Origin of the sequence: Capnocytophaga genosp. AHN8471 (genome assembly GCF_016806945.1) — a bacterium.
GTDB classification, from domain to species: Bacteria; Bacteroidota; Bacteroidia; order Flavobacteriales; family Flavobacteriaceae; genus Capnocytophaga; species Capnocytophaga periodontitidis.
This window is the reverse complement of record NZ_JAESPJ010000006.1, coordinates 140,011-155,164: the sequence shown is the minus strand read 5'-3', so window position 1 is coordinate 155,164 and position 15,154 is coordinate 140,011. Positions and strand designations below refer to the sequence as shown.

Below are 15,154 nucleotides of genomic sequence, written 5' to 3'. Positions count from 1 at the left end.
AACACTGGTTGTGCTATAGATTTCGACAAAGTTTATGAGGTGAAATTGAGATGAAGGTTTGACTAACCTCTTCTATATTTTGTGTCGCAATTTGTTAATTAATAATTGTTAATTTTTAATTAAGGTAAAGTAGCTCCTACGGCGATGTCGCAACGGTGTCCTGGTTGTCCGTGAGGAGGATTGGGTTTGCCTGAAAAGCCAGGTTCGGTAGTGCCTGTGTGTTGTTGTGCTTGTTGAGGGTCGATTACAATTTGCTGTTGGGTTACTTGTTGTTGAGGGGCAGTAGGTTGTGCAACAGGTTTGCTATTGAGGGGTGCGCCTACAGGTATATCGCAACGGTGTCCTGGTTGTCCGTGAGGAGGGTTGAGTTTTTCGCCCTTAGGTCCTACATAACTCTGCTGGGTTTGAGGTTGTTGTACTTGTACTACTTGTTGAGGCATACCACCTGAAACTACAGGCATCGCTTCTCCTTGTGATACAGGGTGTGCTTGAGATTGTGCTTGGGCAACTACATTGCCATCGTTGGGCAGTGGGGCACCTACAGCTATATCACAACGGTGTCCTGGCTGTCCGTGAGGAGGATTAAGGGTTACTCCTGTAGGGGTAGAAGGTAGAGTAGCTTGCGTAGTGTTGTTGTTCATTTGTTCAAAAGGATTGCCTTCTTTTGATTTATCTCGTTGTGCTTCAGCTAATTCAGTGTTAGCAAGGGCATCATCGGCAACGGGTATTTCTTGAGGAGTGTTTTGGCAAGCAGTGAGTGCAAGCCCTAAAAGAGACATTGTTATAAAGCGTGTATTCATTTTATGGAAAGTTTTTAGATTGCAAAAGTAAGAATAATTTGTTAATTATCAATTGTTAATTGTCAATTATTTTGTATCTTTGCCGTCTGTAACAATACTTTGCAAAGTATGAACTTCAAAGAATTTTTTAAAAAATCAGGAAAACAACTCGCTTGGCAACTGCTTTTTGCCACAATAGCAGTGGTGTTATTGGTGTGGATATCACTCAAATTTTTACAACTCTACACCGCTCACGGTAAGTTTGTGGTAGTACCCGATCTTACTAACAAAAGCCTTACCGAAGTGCAAATCCTCCTCGAAGAACAAGATTTGCGCTGTGAGGTAATCGATTCTACCGAGTATAATCCTGAATATCCACCCTTAGCAGTGATTAGTCAGAGTCCCGAGCCTAATGAGCGAGTGAAGTACAATCGCAAAATATATCTCACGCTCAATCCTAAAGGCTATCACAAAGTAACTGTTCCTAAGGTGATACAAGTAACACGCCGGAATGCGGAGGCTACTCTACAATCGGTAGGGCTTACCATTGGGCAAGTTACTTATGTAGATAATATCGGTAAGGATATGGTGCTTGAGATGCAATACAATGGCAAGCCAGTGCAACCAGGTGATAAGTTAGTAAAAACTTCACGCATCGATCTAATTTGCGGTAATGGCTTTGAAACACGTGATTCTATTCCCGACGAAATACCAATAGAGGAGCTGATGGGGGATTAGCATTTTGCCTAAGTTTTAATCCTTAACTACAACAAATTAATCCAAACTATCGCTAAAAATTCTATGACTTTGTACGAAGAAGATTTAGTAGACGATTTAGAACCAGACGACGAGGAAGCTCCCGAACTCTACGAACATTATTCATTTACAGCGGGCAAGGGACAAGAACCTTTGCGTGTGGATAAGTTTTTGATGAATTTTGTAGAGAATGCAACACGCAACAAGGTACAACAAGCAGCTAAACAAGGGAATATCTTCGTAAATGGCGAACCAGTGAAAGCCAATCACCGTGTGAAAGCTAACGATGTGGTAAAAGTTCTCCTCTCTCACCCTCCACACGAGGATTTGTTAGTGCCTGAGAATATCCCTTTAAATATTGTATATGAAGATGATGCTTTGCTCGTGGTGAATAAACCTGCGGGTATGGTAGTACACCCAGGGCACGGCAACTATAGCGGAACGCTCATCAATGCGCTCGTATATCACTTTGAGCATTTGCCTAACAACAGCAGTAACCGCCCTGGACTGGTGCATCGCATTGATAAAGATACCAGCGGCTTGTTAGTAGTCGCTAAAACCGAAGAAGCTATGCTACATCTCACCCAGCAGTTTTTTTACAAAACTACCCAGCGTGAGTATATCGCCTTGGTATGGGGCAATATAGAAGAAGATGAGGGAACTGTGCGAGGGCATATAGGGCGACACTTGAAAGATCGTTTGCAAATGGATGTTTTCCCCGATGGTTCTCACGGCAAAGAGGCAGTAACACATTACAAAGTATTAGAGCGTTTTGGCTATGTAACCCTTGTGTCCTGCCGGTTAGAAACAGGGCGCACTCACCAAATAAGGGTACATTTAAAACACATAGGGCATACGCTCTTCAACGACGAGCGTTATGGCGGCAATAAAATACTGAAAGGCACTACTTTTGCTAAATATAAACAATTTGTAGAGAATTGTTTTACCGTATTACCCCGGCAAGCCCTACACGCCAAAACATTAGGTTTTGAGCATCCTGTAACCCACGAATTTTTGAGTTTTGATAGCGAACTCCCCGATGATATGCAGGCGTGTATCGAGAAATGGCGTTCCTACAAACTAACTTCTAACCCCTAACCCCCTAATATGGCTTGGATATATCTTGTGTTAGCAGGACTTTTTGAAGTTCTTTTTGTGTTTAGTATGGGTAAAGCACGTGAGACTGTTGGCAGACAGAGTTTCTTGTGGTATGCACTTTTTGTGATTGCATTTTCACTGAGTATGTGGCTGATGATGAAAGCTACCAAAACCCTCCCGTTAGGTACGGCTTATGCTGTATGGACAGGTATAGGAGCAGTAGGCTCTGTAGTGGTAGGAATGCTCTTTTTCAAAGAACCTATAACTCTCTGGCGTGTAGTGTTTCTGGTTACCCTAATCAGCTCCATTATCGGGCTGAAACTGACAAATTAGCCATTGTTAATTGTTAATTGATTTTATGATATTACACTCTCAAATTATAGGAGAAGGAACTCCCTTCGTGATTTTACACGGATTTTTAGGAATGTCCGATAATTGGCGTTCCTTAGCGCTTAAATATGCCGAAGCAGGTTTCCAACTGCATTTGTTAGACCAACGCAATCACGGGCGCAGCTTCCACAGCGATGATTTTAGCTATCCGCTAATGGTACAAGATTTACTACAATATGCTGAAGCTCATCAGTTGGAGGCTTTTCATTTAATGGGACACTCTATGGGGGGCAAAACAGCAATGCTCTTTGCTACTGAATATCCCGAAAAGGTACTCTCACTCATCGTCGCCGATATGGCACCTAAATATTTTCCACCTCATCACGAACAAATATTACGAGGATTAGCATCTCTTGATTTTAACAAAATTACCTCGCGTGTAGAGGCTGATAAAGCACTTGCTGCCTATGTGAGTGATATAGGCACCCGTCAGTTCTTACTTAAAAATCTCTATTGGGAAACCCCAGGGCATTTAGGTTTACGCCTGAATCTTCCGGCGCTTATTGCCAACGAGAGTGAGATAGGTGCTGAACTGCCTGATAGCAATGTGTACAATGGTAAAACGCTTTTTCTCAAAGGCGAGTATTCTGAATATGTAATGCCTGAAGACGAAACACTTATATATACTCATTTTCCTCACGCTATTATAGAGACCGTGAGCAAAGCAGGACATTGGTTACACGCCCAAAATCCTAATGAATTTTACGATAAAACGATACATTTTCTATGCAATTCCTAAAGTTTTTTATAAGCCTGATGATTTCGGCAACGCTTATATTTTTGTTGTGTGTGTTGAATGTAGGAGCTACTATTGAGGGTTATCTCACAGCGGTACTTGCTGCCTTTGTACTCTCTTGCCTGAACGGCTATGTGCGTCCGTTATTAGAGTACATACTGATGCCTGTTGCCGAACTCACTTTTGGACTTACAATGTTTCTGAACAATACCCTAATGGTACTCCTTGCTTCCCTAATTGTAGGAGGTTTTAAAGTATATGGTTTTTTGGGAGCTTTGCTGTTTAGCACTTGTTTATCACTTGCACAAACCATTACAATCACTCCTTTTGAACAAGCAATGGCAAATAAGAAGAGAGAAAATTAAAACTTTTAGTAAAACACTGAGAAAGGGAAATATCATTGCAGTAAGCAAAAGGTAGAAGATGTGTTTTGCAATTAAAAGAAACAACAATCTAAAAAGGAAAGGCTGTCCTTAAAAGTTTAATTTAAACTTTTTGGGCAGCCTTTTTTTAAGAGAAAAACTTATTAACTTTTGCTTATTCACTTTTCTTTTTCAAGTTTTCTACAACTTGAGCTGAAGCGGTGAAAGACGTAATCATATTGTTGAGCATTTCGCTACCTGCTTCGGGAGAGTTAGGCAACAAAATGAGGTTGCTTTTGGTTTGCTGACCGACAGCTTGTAGTGTGTCATAATGTTGTGTAACAACGATAAGTGCAGAGGCTTCTTGTGAGCTAACCCCTACTTTTTGGAGTACATCAACGCTTTCTACCAATCCGCGTGCTATTTCGCGGCGCTGGTCGGCGATACCTTGACCTTGGAGGCGTTTGCTTTCGGCTTCAGCTTTAGCTTTTTCGACGATGAGGATACGTTGAGCATCACCTTCGTATTGAGCGGCTACTTTTTCACGTTCGGCGGCGTTGATACGGTTCATCGCTGCTTTTACTTGGGCATCGGGGTCGATATCGGTAACCAAGGTTTTGATGATGTCGTAACCGTAAGTTTCCATAGACTCTTGAACTTCGCGTTTTACAGCGATAGCGATATCGTCTTTCTTAACGAATACATCGTCTAATTTCATTTTAGGTACTTCGGCACGAACTACATCGAACACATAGCTGGTAATCTGGTCGTGAGGGTATTCGAGTTTGTAGATGGCATCGTACACCTTTTCTTTGATAACGACAAATTGTACCGACACTTTGATTTTTACGAATACATCGTCTAAAGTTTTGGTTTCTACAATCACATCAAGCTGCTGGATTTTAAGGCTGATGCGTGCCGCTACTTTATCGATGATAGGTATTTTCATTTGTAAACCCGAATGGCGAATGCTTTCGAATTTACCAAAACGCTCTATTGATACCGCTGTTTGTTGGCGTACGGTGAAGAAAGTAGAGAGTAAAAAAATCAATCCAAAAAAGATGATAATGTAAAAAAAGTAAGGCATAATAAATAAAATATTTTAGGTTGTTATACGGCACAAAGATACGAATTAATTAGCAAATTAGCAAATTAGTAGATTAGCAAATTAGTAGATTAGCAAATTTGTTATTTTTTAATTGAAGTGTACCATTCTTCACCTGTAAGGTCGTATATTTTTTGGATTTTGTAGAGGAACTCTTCAAAATCGAGATTGAGGTCTATGAGATTACCCGATTTTATATCAAACACCCAACCGTGCACAGCAGGGAATTTGTTTTTTAGGTAACTTTCCTGTACGACAGCCATTTTGGTTACGTTGAAGCATTGTTCTTCGACGTTGAGTTCTACCAATCGGCGGTAACGCTGGTCGATATCGGTAATGGCATCGAGTTCAGCGTGATGTAAGCGATATACATCGCGGATGGTTCGCAACCAAGGGTTTAGCAAGCCGTAGTCCTTGGCTTGCATAGCCGCTTTTACGCCTCCGCAATCGTAGTGTCCACACACGACGATATGTTTTACTTGCAGGTGTTCTACGGCGTATTGAATGACAGCAGTAGAGCTCATATCGAGGGTGTTTACCACATTGGCGATATTGCGGTGTACGAATACTTTGCCGGGACCGACACCCATTAGTTCTTCGGTGGCTACACGGCTATCGGAACAACCGATGTAGAGATAATCGGGGGTTTGGTCTTCAGCGAGTTTTTCAAAGAAATGAGGGTCGCTTTCTTTGCGGCGTTTTACCCATTCGCGGTTGTTTTCGAATATTTTTTTATATGTAGGCATAAGTTAGGTAACAGGTAATAGGTAATAGGTAATAGGTGATAGGTTGTGGAGGCAAAGGTAAGAATAATTTGTTAATTAGTTAGCTTAAGAATCAGAAATTTAGCATAAATCACGGGCGATGAGGCGTGACACTCCTTGTTTTTTAGCAGCTTCATCTCCCCGTAGTCCGTGGAGGTATACTCCTAAACAAGCGGCTTTTATAGCACTATAGCCCTGAGCGAGCAAGCTGGTGAGCATACCGGTGAGCACATCGCCACTGCCTGCTGTTGCCATTCCGGCATTGCCGGTGCTATTCACCCAATAATGCTCGCCATTGGTAATCATTGTGTAAGCTCCTTTGATAAGGAGGAGTACTTTGTGCTCTTTGGCAAAATCTTTAGCTTTGGCAAGTTTGTGCAAGTCGTCGTCCCATTTGCCTATCAGGCGTTCTAACTCTTTAGGATGGGGGGTGAGGATTGTATTTTTGGGCAACAAAGCTACTTTTTCGGAGTGTTGAGAGAGAATGTTCAGCGCATCGGCATCGAGGACAAAAGGCGTATCGGGGTATTGTTGCAACAGACTGAAGAGCGCATTAGCCGTATCGGGGTGAGTGCCCCAACCCACGCCTACACCTATAGCCGAGGGTGCAAAAGGAATTTCCATAGCCCTGTAGTGCTTAGCCTCGTCGCAGGTGAGTACCATAGCCTCGGGCAAGGCAGTTTGTAGTACTGTATAGCCACATTCGGGGATAGCCACCGTGAGTAACCCTACGCCTGTGCGCAAGGCAGCTGTACCGCTGAGCACTACAGCCCCCATTTTGCCATAACTACCACCTATAAGCAACGCGTGACCGTAAGTACCTTTGTGTGAGAATTTTGGTCGTTTGTGTTGCAATTGCAGTATATCGGGTTCGAGGTAGTAGTAATCGGGTTGCAAGGTGTTTAGGAAGTAGGGGTCTAAACCTATATCAAGCACTTCCCAATGAGGGATGTATTTTCCTGTGGAAGGTAGTAAAAAGGGTAGTTTAGGAGTTTGGAAGGTGAGCAGCTGGTGAGGGTGTACCCAAATTTCCTCGGGTGAAGGAATGCGGTCGGTAGGGAGCCCTGAGGGCATATCTACACTTATGATATAGCTATTGGAATCGTTGAGTTTTTGGAATAGCTGTTGCAGCCAAATAGGGACTGGGCGGGAGAGCCCAATGCCAAAAACAGCATCGATTACCACCTTTTCAAAGCAGATTTGAGAGGCTTGTTCGGCTTGTATTTCGGTTATGGTAATACCTTGTTCTTCTAAGAGTGTTTTGTTCTGCTGGCAATCGGAGGAGAGGTGGTCGCTAAAGCACAATAAATAAGTAGTTACGTGCCAACCATCGGCAGAGAGCATACGCGCTAAGGCAAGTCCGTCGCCACCGTTGTTACCTGTGCCGGCTAATACAGTAAAAGTTTCCTTTTTAGAGCAGTGTTGTTTTATCCAATCGAAAAGTTTTGTAGCAGCGCGTTCCATCAGTTGCCAAGAGGAGATATTTTGGGCAATGAGGGTTTGGGCATCGGCATCACGTAGTTGTTGAGAGCTAAGGATTTTCATTTTTTAGGTAAGAGGTGTTTTTATTGTCGGTTTTTGTTGGGAGGAAAGACTCTGAAGTATCAGAATTTCTCCCATAATTAATAATTAATGTGAGTTGGTCGTAAGTAAAAATTTAATAATCAATTAGTTGACTTTGTCAAAGTCCTTAGACTTTGACAAAGTTTGCGGTGCAAAGGCGATTTTGAGATTTTTTGTAATCTCTTGTGGAGAATACTCTTAGGTTTTATCTAATTAAAAGTCCCAAACCTGCTCCTATGAAATATTGTGGTTCGTCTTGCCATAATGTACGTCCACTACTAATGTCTAACTGTAGAGTAGGGGTGAGGAGATAGGCAAAACCTGCATTGATATTATGCTCAGGAGCACGTGTGCCATTATAAGAGGCGTAATATTCAACAAAGCCCCATAGCTTATTGTTGGGAGCATAATTGATTTGGGCGGTAACATCCAAATTTTCAAATTGCCCAGAACTACGAGTGCCATAAGCTAATGAAAGCTGGTCGGTAAGAGAGCTTTCGAAAGCTAAACAAGCGTCGAAAGTATAAGTCTTAGCGTCTGTTTTGCTGTATTGCCCGTAACCAATGAGCCCTACTGAGGGGATATAACGCTGTTCCGATTCGTATAAACGCTGTTTTACGCTGAAGGTAGTACTGCTAAAATCGGGGGTACGGAGGTCGAAATCGCCTTCTAAGCGGATTTCGGTGTTTGAGATAAGTCCGTAACGCAACATTAGATTCGCACTGCTATCTTCTTTGCTGAAAACATATCCATTTTCTATTTGAAACTGACCTTTGGGTAGTGTGTACACTCCTTCACTTTGGTCGGGGCGATCGGTATTGATGTTTTCATCGTTTTGAGCAATAGCCAAAGAACTGCAACACAAGTACAAAAGGAGTAAAAAAAGGTTATTCTTCAATTTTCTCATATAGGAAATTATTAAAAGGGAAGCGGGTGATGTGTATCTCCTTCACTTTTTCGTACACTACCTCACGGAATTCTTCGAGATTGTTTTTATTGAGTGCCGAAATAAACAGAACATCACGCCCCATTCGCTGCATCCAAGTTTGTTTCCATTCTTCAAGGGTGAAGTGTTTTTTAGTGCGCTCGGTAGCCAAATCGTCTTCGGCAATTTCTTCATTAGTATACGCATCAATCTTGTTGAATACCATAATGGTGGGCTTATCGGCGCTGTGAATTTCGGCTAATATTTGATTTACTGATTGGATATGTTCCTCAAAATTAGGGTGCGAAATATCTACTACGTGCAAGAGCAAATCGGCTTCACGTACCTCGTCGAGGGTACTTTTGAACGATTCAATAAGCTGTGTAGGTAGTTTGCGAATGAACCCTACGGTATCGCTGAGCAAGAAAGGTAGGTTTTCAATCACGACCTTGCGCACAGTGGTATCGAGGGTAGCAAAGAGCTTGTTTTCGGCAAAGACTTCGCTTTTGCTAATCACATTCATTAGGGTAGATTTGCCCACATTGGTATAACCGATGAGTGCCACACGTACTAATGCTCCGCGGTTGCTGCGCTGGGTTGCCATTTGTTTATCGATAGCGGTGAGTTTCTTTTTGAGCAGGGCAATACGGTCGCGCACAATACGGCGGTCGGTTTCGATTTCGGTTTCACCAGGGCCACGCATCCCAATACCGCCACGCTGACGTTCGAGGTGCGTCCATAGTCCCGTAAGGCGCGGTAAGAGGTATTCGTATTGTGCCAATTCGACTTGTGTGCGCGAGTAGCTGGTTTGGGCGCGCTGGGCGAAGATATCGAGAATAAGCCCTGTACGGTCTAATATTTTAGCTTTGAGAATGCGCTCGATGTTTTTCTGTTGGGCAGGTGTAAGCTCATCGTCGAAGATGACAGTACCTACCTCATTTTCCTCAACAAATTGCTGTACTTCTTCCATTTTACCGGTGCCGATGAAGGTTTTAGGGTTAGGTACATCAAGCTTTTGGGTGAAGCGTTTGAGCACTTCACCTCCAGCGGTATAGGTAAGAAATTCGAGTTCGTCGAGGTATTCTTTAGATTTTTCTTCTGTTTGTAATTGATTGATAATCCCTACGAGTACAACTTTCTCGTAAGTAAGATTGATTTGTTCTAACATTTGTTAATCCCATTTATTGCGAGTAGAAAGAGCGTATTTGCCCCCTCCAGTAAAGAGTAAAGCTAAGGCCCCTAAGAAGAATAAGGCGGGCAATTCGGGAACCCAACCACCGTGAGGGTTAAGGGCGGTAAGTGAATCAGAATAGGCTAAATAGAGTGTAGCCAGTCCGTTGAGGAACATCACAAGAGCTCCTAAACGCGAACGGAATCCCAAAACGATGAGTAGGGGCGCCACAATTTCGCCCACGAATACGCCATAGGCTATAAAAGTGGGAAGACCTTTAGCTTCTAAAGCGCTTTGAACAAAAGCAAAGGCATCGGGGTGCAATAGTTTGTTGATGCCGTGAGGAAGCATAAGCAAGCCTATGGTGAGGCGGAGGACGAGTAGTCCTAAATCTCTGTTTTTCATAAAATGGAGGTATTTTTAAGTTTATGGGGCAAAGATAGTAAAAAATTACGAGTTACGAATTACGAATTACGAAGTTGTAGCACGACGGGCGATAAAGTATAGTGACGAATTACGAGTTACGAATGACGAAAAGAGGGGGGCAAAAATTCTATATTGAGGGGGCGTTTGCAAAACGCCCCTACAATGTGACTAAAAGTGATTGATTATCAGAATAATTAACTTTAATCAACTTTGGCAAAGTTTCTTGCTTGTGCGGCTCGCACCTTTGGCAAAGTATAGGGATAAAAAAACTGCCCGCGGGGATGGGGCAGTTTTGTATGGAGTGGAAAAGGGGATTAATATTCGTATTCTTTAATTTCTTCTAGCTTACCTTCACTATTATATTCCTTTATAGTTTTAGGATAACCCTCTGGAGTATATTCATACTCATAACGATAAGTAGTTTTGTGAGTGTTGGTTTGTCCATTATATGAATATGTATAGGTTCTTTCCTTAGAGATAATATTATTTTTGCAAAAGTCGCTTTCATCATAAGTTTCTGGTTCGAGCGTTAAAGTATTCAAAGAATGAAGAGTCTTAGCATTGTCGTATTTAAAATTGGTTATAGTAGTACTTCCTTGAGGATGAGTTTCTTCTTTTGTTATAACATTACCATTAGAAAGAATATAGATGATTTTAGAATTTTTTATAGTGCTGGTTATTACGGCTTCTTGTGCATTCACATAATACTCTTTGATATTCACAGTAATGTTTGCATTAGTGTAATTGAAAGTATGAGTTTCATAACGTTTTTCCCCATTATTTAAACTTCCTTTATAGGTAAATTGTTTTAGTTTACCATTCTCGTATTTGTACTCTATAGTCCCATTCCCATTAAGTTTCATAGGGTAGGTAATTTCTTTTCGCTCTAAATTACCACTGCCGTCATAGAAGAAAGTTTCTGTTTTGTTCTCTCTGTCGATAGAGCCGTCTTCTTGAGCTTCTTTTCTTTCTTGGATACGCCCTTGAGCATCATATTTAAGAGTAGTGATTTGGGTAGAGCCAGTTTGTACTCCGTTAATGAGTTCTCTCTCAGAGAAAGAGGTTATTTTTCCATTTTCATAGTGAGCTATAACTTCATAGGTGTGTTTTCCGTCTGGCTCAAAGGAAATCATTCGTTCAACTTTCATTGTAGGGGTTTGTGTGGTGCTTGTAACAGTAGTTGAGGTAGTACCACCATTACCATTGTTTCCACCGCCGTTATTGTTGTTATCATCATCGTTTTTGCTACAAGCGGCTAATGTAGCGATAGCCAAAAGGCTTACTAAAAAATGCTTCATAATGCTATAAGATTTATAATTATGCGGCAAAGATAGTAAAAAATTACGAAGTCGTAGCACGACGGGCAATTAAAAAAACTGTTCCAAAAATTCTATATTGAGGGGGCGTTTGCAAAACGCCCCTACAATGTGACTAAAAGTAATTGATTATCAAGTTTATAGAATATTTCAAAGTTTCTTACCTTTGCAGCTCGCATCTTTGGCAAAGTGTAGAGATAAAAAAACTGCCCACGGTATGGGGCAGTTTTGTATGGAGTGGGAAAGGGGATTAATATTCGTATTCAATAGTGCTATTAAATTCTCTTACGCCGTTTTCTTCTGTATACAGTTTTACTATCGTTGGGTAGCCATCAGCATTATAAGTGTGCTCACTAGTGCGAATAAAAACAATTTTTCTGCTGCCTGATTTCTCTGTATAGTTATATTTTTCTTTTATAACATTGTTTTTTCCATTATAGGCTTCAAGAGTTTTTGTAGGGTCAGGATTGAATATTCCGATCATCTCATAACGAGGGTTGTGCTTGGTGTCATAAGTATAATCTCTTGTAGTGGTAGAATATTCAGTTTCTTCTACTTTTTTCACTACATTACCTCCAGAAAGGGTATAAGTTATAGTTTGAGTACCGTTAGAAGAAACAGTGTTAGTTACTACCACACCATTAAGGTCTTTTTCATATCCAGTTTTTACTTCAATTACTGTATTGCCATTGTGGGTGAATTGTCTCTCGGTATAACGTGTGCCACTTTGGGTGCCACCACTTTTAAGATAAATAGTGGTAGGATAGCTTTTTAATACAGTAGTAAGCTGATTATTTGTGTAAGAATACTCATACGTGGTAGTATAGTCATTTCTTTCTCGTTTTTCAGTTGAACGAGAAAGCTTTCCATTTTCATAAAAGTAGTTGTTTTCCTCGAAGTTTTTCCTTCCAGCATTTTCTGTTTTTACTTTTTTTACTAAATTACCTTCGTAGTGAATAGTAGTAACTTGAGTAGTACCGGTTTGTACGCCATCTTTGTAATAAGAGGAATGTTGTGAAATAGGTCGTCCTCCTTGAAAAGTAAAGGTTATCACCTCTTCAAGATTTCCATTTTTGTTTTTTGCTGTAATTTTCTTAACCAGATGGTTTGCTGAATCACTGCCATTGTCGTCGTTTTTGCCACATCCTATAAGTGTAGCCACTGCCAAAAGGCTGAATAAAATTTTCTTCATAATGCTATAAGTATTTAAATTTTGGGGCAAAGATAGTAAAAAATTACGAGTTACGAATGACAAGAGACGAATTACGAGTTACGAATGACGAAAAGAGGGGGGCAAAAATTCTATATTGAGGGGGCATTTGCAAAACGCCCCTACAATGTGACTAAAAGTGATTGATTATCAGATTTATAGAATATGCCAAAGTTTTTTGCCTGTGCGGCTCGCACCTTTGGCAAAGTGTAGGGATAAAAAAACTGCCCGCGGAGATGGGGCAGTTTTGTATGGAGTGGAAAAGGGGATTAATATTCGTATTCTTTAGTGCCTTGAAACTCTCTTGCACCATTTCCTTTTTCCTTATATTTTTTTACTACGGTTGGGTAACCATTAGCATTATAAGTGTACTCAAAGATGCTAAGAGTTTCGTTTTTTGTGCCATTGTGCTCACGAGTATTTTTATAAGTTAAGATATTGTTCTTCCCATTATCAACTTCAAGAAAATTTGTCGGGTCTGGATCTACAAAATTAGTTATATAGTGTAATGGATTAGACTTAGTATCATAAGTGTATTCTTCTACAGAGTTAGAATAAGAATTTTCTTCTACTTCCTTCACAACATTTCCACCAGAAAGAGTATAAGTTATAGTGTTAGTGCCATAAGAAGTATCAGTTACCACTGCACCATTAAGGTCTTTTTCATATTGAGTTGTTACTTCAATTACTGTATTACCTCTGTAGGTAAATTGTCTTTCTTCATAATAAGTACCACTTTGGACATTTCCATTTACATAAATAGTAGTAGGACGGCTTTTCAATACATTGGTAAGCTGATTTCCTGCATAAGAATACTGATACGTAGTAGTATAGTTATTCCTTTCATACTTCTCTGTTTTAGTAGCTACCTTTCCATCTTTATACGTGAAGTTTTGCTCAGAGTTATCTCTTCTTGCATTTTCTACTTTTATCCGTTTAACGAAATTTCCTTCATAACTGATATTGGTAATAACAGTAGTACCTGTCTGCACACCATTCTCGTAATTAGCTTCAGAAAATGACACAGGGCGTCCTCCCTGATAAGTAAGTGTTATTACCTCTTTGAGGTTTCCATCCTCGTCTTTTTCAGTAATTTTCTTAACCAGAAGGTTTGCTGAATCACTGCCATTGTCGTCGTTTTTGCCACATCCTATAAGTGTAGCCACTGCCAAAAGGCTGAATAAAATTTTCTTCATAATGCTATAAGTATTTAAATTTTGGGGCAAAGATAGTAAAAAATTACGAAGTCGTAGCACGACGGGCAATTAAAAAAACTGTTCCAAAAATTCTATATTGAGGGGGCGTTTGCAAAACGCCTCTACAAAATGATTAAAAGTGATTGATTATCAGATTTATAGAATATGTTAAAGTTTTTTGTCTGTGCGGCTCGCTCTTTTGGCAAAGTATAGGGATAAAAAAACTGCCCGCGGGGTGTGCGGGCAGTTTTGTATGGAGAGGAAAGGGGATTAATATTCGTATTCTTTAGTGCCTTGAAACTCTCTTGTGCCGTTTTCTACTTTATATTGCTTTACCACCGTTGGGTAGCCATCAGCATTATAAGTGTACTCAAAGGTGCTAAGAGTTTCGTCTTTTGTGCCATTATGCTCGTGAGTATTTTTATAGGTTAAGATATTATTCTTCCCACTATCAGGGTCAAGAAAACTTGTAGGGTCAGGCTCTACAAAATGAATCTTATAGTGTAATGGATTGCGCTTAGTATCATAAGTGTATTCATTTATAGAATTAGGATCTGATTCTACCACTTTCATTACATTTCCGTCAGAAAGAGTATAAGTTGTAGTATCAGTGCCATAAGAATAAGAAGTATTAGTCACTACTGCACCATTGAGGTCTTTTTCATATTGGGTTGTTACTACAATTACCGTATTGCCACTATAGGTAAATTGTTTTTCTCTATAATAAGTACCACTTTGGACATTTCCATTTACATAAATAGTAGTAGGGTGGCTTCGCAAAACACTTTTAAGTTGATTACCTATATAAGAATACTGATATGTGTAAGTACGGTAGTCACTTTCATACTTTTCTGTTTTAGTAGCTACCTTTCCATTTTCATACGTAAAGTTTTGCACATAGTTATCTCTTCCTGCATTTTCTACTTTTATCCGTTTAACAAAATTTCCTTCATAACTGATATTGGTAATAACAGTAGTACCTGTCTGCACACCATTCTCGTAATTAGCTTCAGAAAATGACACAGGACGTCCTCCCTCATAAGTAAGTGTTATTACCCCTTCGAGGTTTCCATCCTCGTCCTTGGTAGTAATTTTCTTAACCAGAAGGTTTGCTGAATCACTGCCATTGTCGTCGTTTTTGCCACATCCTATAAGTGTAGCCACTGCCAAAAGGCTGAATAAAATTTTCTTCATAATGCTATAAGTATTTAAATTTTGGGGCAAAGATAGTAAAAAATTACGAAGTCGTAGCACGACGGGCAATTAAAAAACTGTTCCAAAAATTCTATATTGTAGGGGCGTTTGCAAAACGCCCCTACAATGTAACTAAAAGTAATTGATTATCAGATTTATAGAA

16 protein-coding genes are annotated in these 15,154 nt (G+C 40.3%); 5 read left to right on the top strand and 11 right to left on the bottom strand.

The window, feature by feature from the left end; genetic code table 11:
- Positions 1-119: 119 nt before the first annotated feature.
- Positions 120-800 (bottom strand): hypothetical protein, encoded by a 681-nt coding sequence (locus JMN12_RS02430; protein ID WP_203136759.1) that lies wholly within the window; start codon positions 798-800, stop codon positions 120-122.
- Positions 801-908: 108 nt separating this feature from the next.
- Between JMN12_RS02430 and JMN12_RS02425 the strand changes: the two genes are divergently transcribed.
- The 5 genes from JMN12_RS02425 (at position 909) to JMN12_RS02405 (ending at position 4,124) form a co-directional block, all read left to right on the top strand.
- Positions 909-1,517, top strand: a complete 609-nt coding sequence (locus JMN12_RS02425; protein ID WP_088592950.1) for a PASTA domain-containing protein — start codon at positions 909-911, stop codon at positions 1,515-1,517.
- 63 nt (positions 1,518-1,580) lie between these two features.
- Positions 1,581-2,633, top strand: a complete 1,053-nt coding sequence (locus JMN12_RS02420; RefSeq protein ID WP_203136757.1) for an RluA family pseudouridine synthase — start codon at positions 1,581-1,583, stop codon at positions 2,631-2,633.
- A gap of 9 nt (positions 2,634-2,642) precedes the next feature.
- Complete coding sequence (locus tag JMN12_RS02415; RefSeq protein ID WP_203092972.1) at positions 2,643-2,966, top strand: DMT family transporter; 324 nt, start codon at positions 2,643-2,645, stop codon at positions 2,964-2,966.
- Positions 2,967-2,994: 28 nt separating this feature from the next.
- Positions 2,995-3,762, top strand: coding sequence for an alpha/beta fold hydrolase (locus JMN12_RS02410; protein ID WP_203137080.1), 768 nt, complete (start codon positions 2,995-2,997; stop codon positions 3,760-3,762).
- A complete protein-coding gene (locus JMN12_RS02405; RefSeq protein WP_088592946.1) occupies positions 3,750-4,124 on the top strand; it encodes a phage holin family protein in 375 nt (124 codons plus the stop codon). The genes JMN12_RS02410 and JMN12_RS02405 overlap by 13 nt, the downstream gene beginning before the upstream one ends.
- A gap of 172 nt (positions 4,125-4,296) precedes the next feature.
- Here JMN12_RS02405 and JMN12_RS02400 read toward each other — a convergent pair whose 3' ends face one another.
- From JMN12_RS02400 to JMN12_RS02355, 10 genes are all read right to left on the bottom strand, one after another.
- Positions 4,297-5,208: an SPFH domain-containing protein gene (locus JMN12_RS02400; RefSeq protein ID WP_203136755.1), complete on the bottom strand. Its 912-nt coding sequence runs from the start codon at positions 5,206-5,208 to the stop codon at positions 4,297-4,299.
- Between the two features lie 101 nt (positions 5,209-5,309).
- On the bottom strand, positions 5,310-5,972 hold the full coding sequence (locus JMN12_RS02395; RefSeq protein ID WP_203136752.1) for a carbonic anhydrase: 663 nt from the start codon (positions 5,970-5,972) through the stop codon (positions 5,310-5,312).
- A gap of 99 nt (positions 5,973-6,071) precedes the next feature.
- Entirely contained in the window at positions 6,072-7,535 is a 1,464-nt protein-coding gene (locus JMN12_RS02390) for an NAD(P)H-hydrate dehydratase (protein WP_203136750.1), read from the bottom strand.
- Between the two features lie 223 nt (positions 7,536-7,758).
- Complete coding sequence (locus JMN12_RS02385) at positions 7,759-8,460, bottom strand: transporter (RefSeq protein WP_203136748.1); 702 nt, start codon at positions 8,458-8,460, stop codon at positions 7,759-7,761.
- Entirely contained in the window at positions 8,441-9,646 is a 1,206-nt protein-coding gene (hflX, locus tag JMN12_RS02380) for a GTPase HflX (protein ID WP_009412836.1), read from the bottom strand. The genes JMN12_RS02385 and hflX overlap by 20 nt, the downstream gene beginning before the upstream one ends.
- A 3-nt stretch (positions 9,647-9,649) precedes the next feature.
- The gene (locus JMN12_RS02375) at positions 9,650-10,054 is read right to left on the bottom strand and encodes a DoxX family protein (protein WP_203136746.1); all 405 of its coding nucleotides are present in this window, start codon (positions 10,052-10,054) and stop codon (positions 9,650-9,652) included.
- A gap of 335 nt (positions 10,055-10,389) precedes the next feature.
- Positions 10,390-11,373, bottom strand: coding sequence for a hypothetical protein (locus JMN12_RS02370; protein WP_203136735.1), 984 nt, complete (start codon positions 11,371-11,373; stop codon positions 10,390-10,392).
- Between the two features lie 268 nt (positions 11,374-11,641).
- The gene (locus JMN12_RS02365; protein WP_203136733.1) at positions 11,642-12,583 is read right to left on the bottom strand and encodes a wall associated protein; all 942 of its coding nucleotides are present in this window, start codon (positions 12,581-12,583) and stop codon (positions 11,642-11,644) included.
- Between the two features lie 287 nt (positions 12,584-12,870).
- On the bottom strand, positions 12,871-13,797 hold the full coding sequence (locus tag JMN12_RS02360) for a wall associated protein (protein WP_203136723.1): 927 nt from the start codon (positions 13,795-13,797) through the stop codon (positions 12,871-12,873).
- A 270-nt stretch (positions 13,798-14,067) separates the two neighbouring features.
- Entirely contained in the window at positions 14,068-14,991 is a 924-nt protein-coding gene (locus JMN12_RS02355) for a wall associated protein (RefSeq protein ID WP_203136721.1), read from the bottom strand.
- Between the last annotated feature and the right edge of the window lie 163 nt (positions 14,992-15,154).

Coding starts and splice junctions, on each gene's coding strand:
- JMN12_RS02375 (WP_203136746.1), bottom strand. CDS start 10,054: ATGAAAAACAGAGATTTAGGACTACTCGTCCTCCGCCTCACCATAGGC.
- JMN12_RS02365 (WP_203136733.1), bottom strand. CDS start 12,583: ATGAAGAAAATTTTATTCAGCCTTTTGGCAGTGGCTACACTTATAGGA.
- JMN12_RS02420 (WP_203136757.1), top strand. CDS start 1,581: ATGACTTTGTACGAAGAAGATTTAGTAGACGATTTAGAACCAGACGAC.
- JMN12_RS02400 (WP_203136755.1), bottom strand. CDS start 5,208: ATGCCTTACTTTTTTTACATTATCATCTTTTTTGGATTGATTTTTTTA.
- JMN12_RS02395 (WP_203136752.1), bottom strand. CDS start 5,972: ATGCCTACATATAAAAAAATATTCGAAAACAACCGCGAATGGGTAAAA.
- JMN12_RS02425 (WP_088592950.1), top strand. CDS start 909: ATGAACTTCAAAGAATTTTTTAAAAAATCAGGAAAACAACTCGCTTGG.
- hflX (WP_009412836.1), bottom strand. CDS start 9,646: ATGTTAGAACAAATCAATCTTACTTACGAGAAAGTTGTACTCGTAGGG.
- JMN12_RS02360 (WP_203136723.1), bottom strand. CDS start 13,797: ATGAAGAAAATTTTATTCAGCCTTTTGGCAGTGGCTACACTTATAGGA.
- JMN12_RS02430 (WP_203136759.1), bottom strand. CDS start 800: ATGAATACACGCTTTATAACAATGTCTCTTTTAGGGCTTGCACTCACT.
- JMN12_RS02415 (WP_203092972.1), top strand. CDS start 2,643: ATGGCTTGGATATATCTTGTGTTAGCAGGACTTTTTGAAGTTCTTTTT.
- JMN12_RS02355 (WP_203136721.1), bottom strand. CDS start 14,991: ATGAAGAAAATTTTATTCAGCCTTTTGGCAGTGGCTACACTTATAGGA.
- JMN12_RS02385 (WP_203136748.1), bottom strand. CDS start 8,460: ATGAGAAAATTGAAGAATAACCTTTTTTTACTCCTTTTGTACTTGTGT.
- JMN12_RS02405 (WP_088592946.1), top strand. CDS start 3,750: ATGCAATTCCTAAAGTTTTTTATAAGCCTGATGATTTCGGCAACGCTT.
- JMN12_RS02370 (WP_203136735.1), bottom strand. CDS start 11,373: ATGAAGCATTTTTTAGTAAGCCTTTTGGCTATCGCTACATTAGCCGCT.
- JMN12_RS02390 (WP_203136750.1), bottom strand. CDS start 7,535: ATGAAAATCCTTAGCTCTCAACAACTACGTGATGCCGATGCCCAAACC.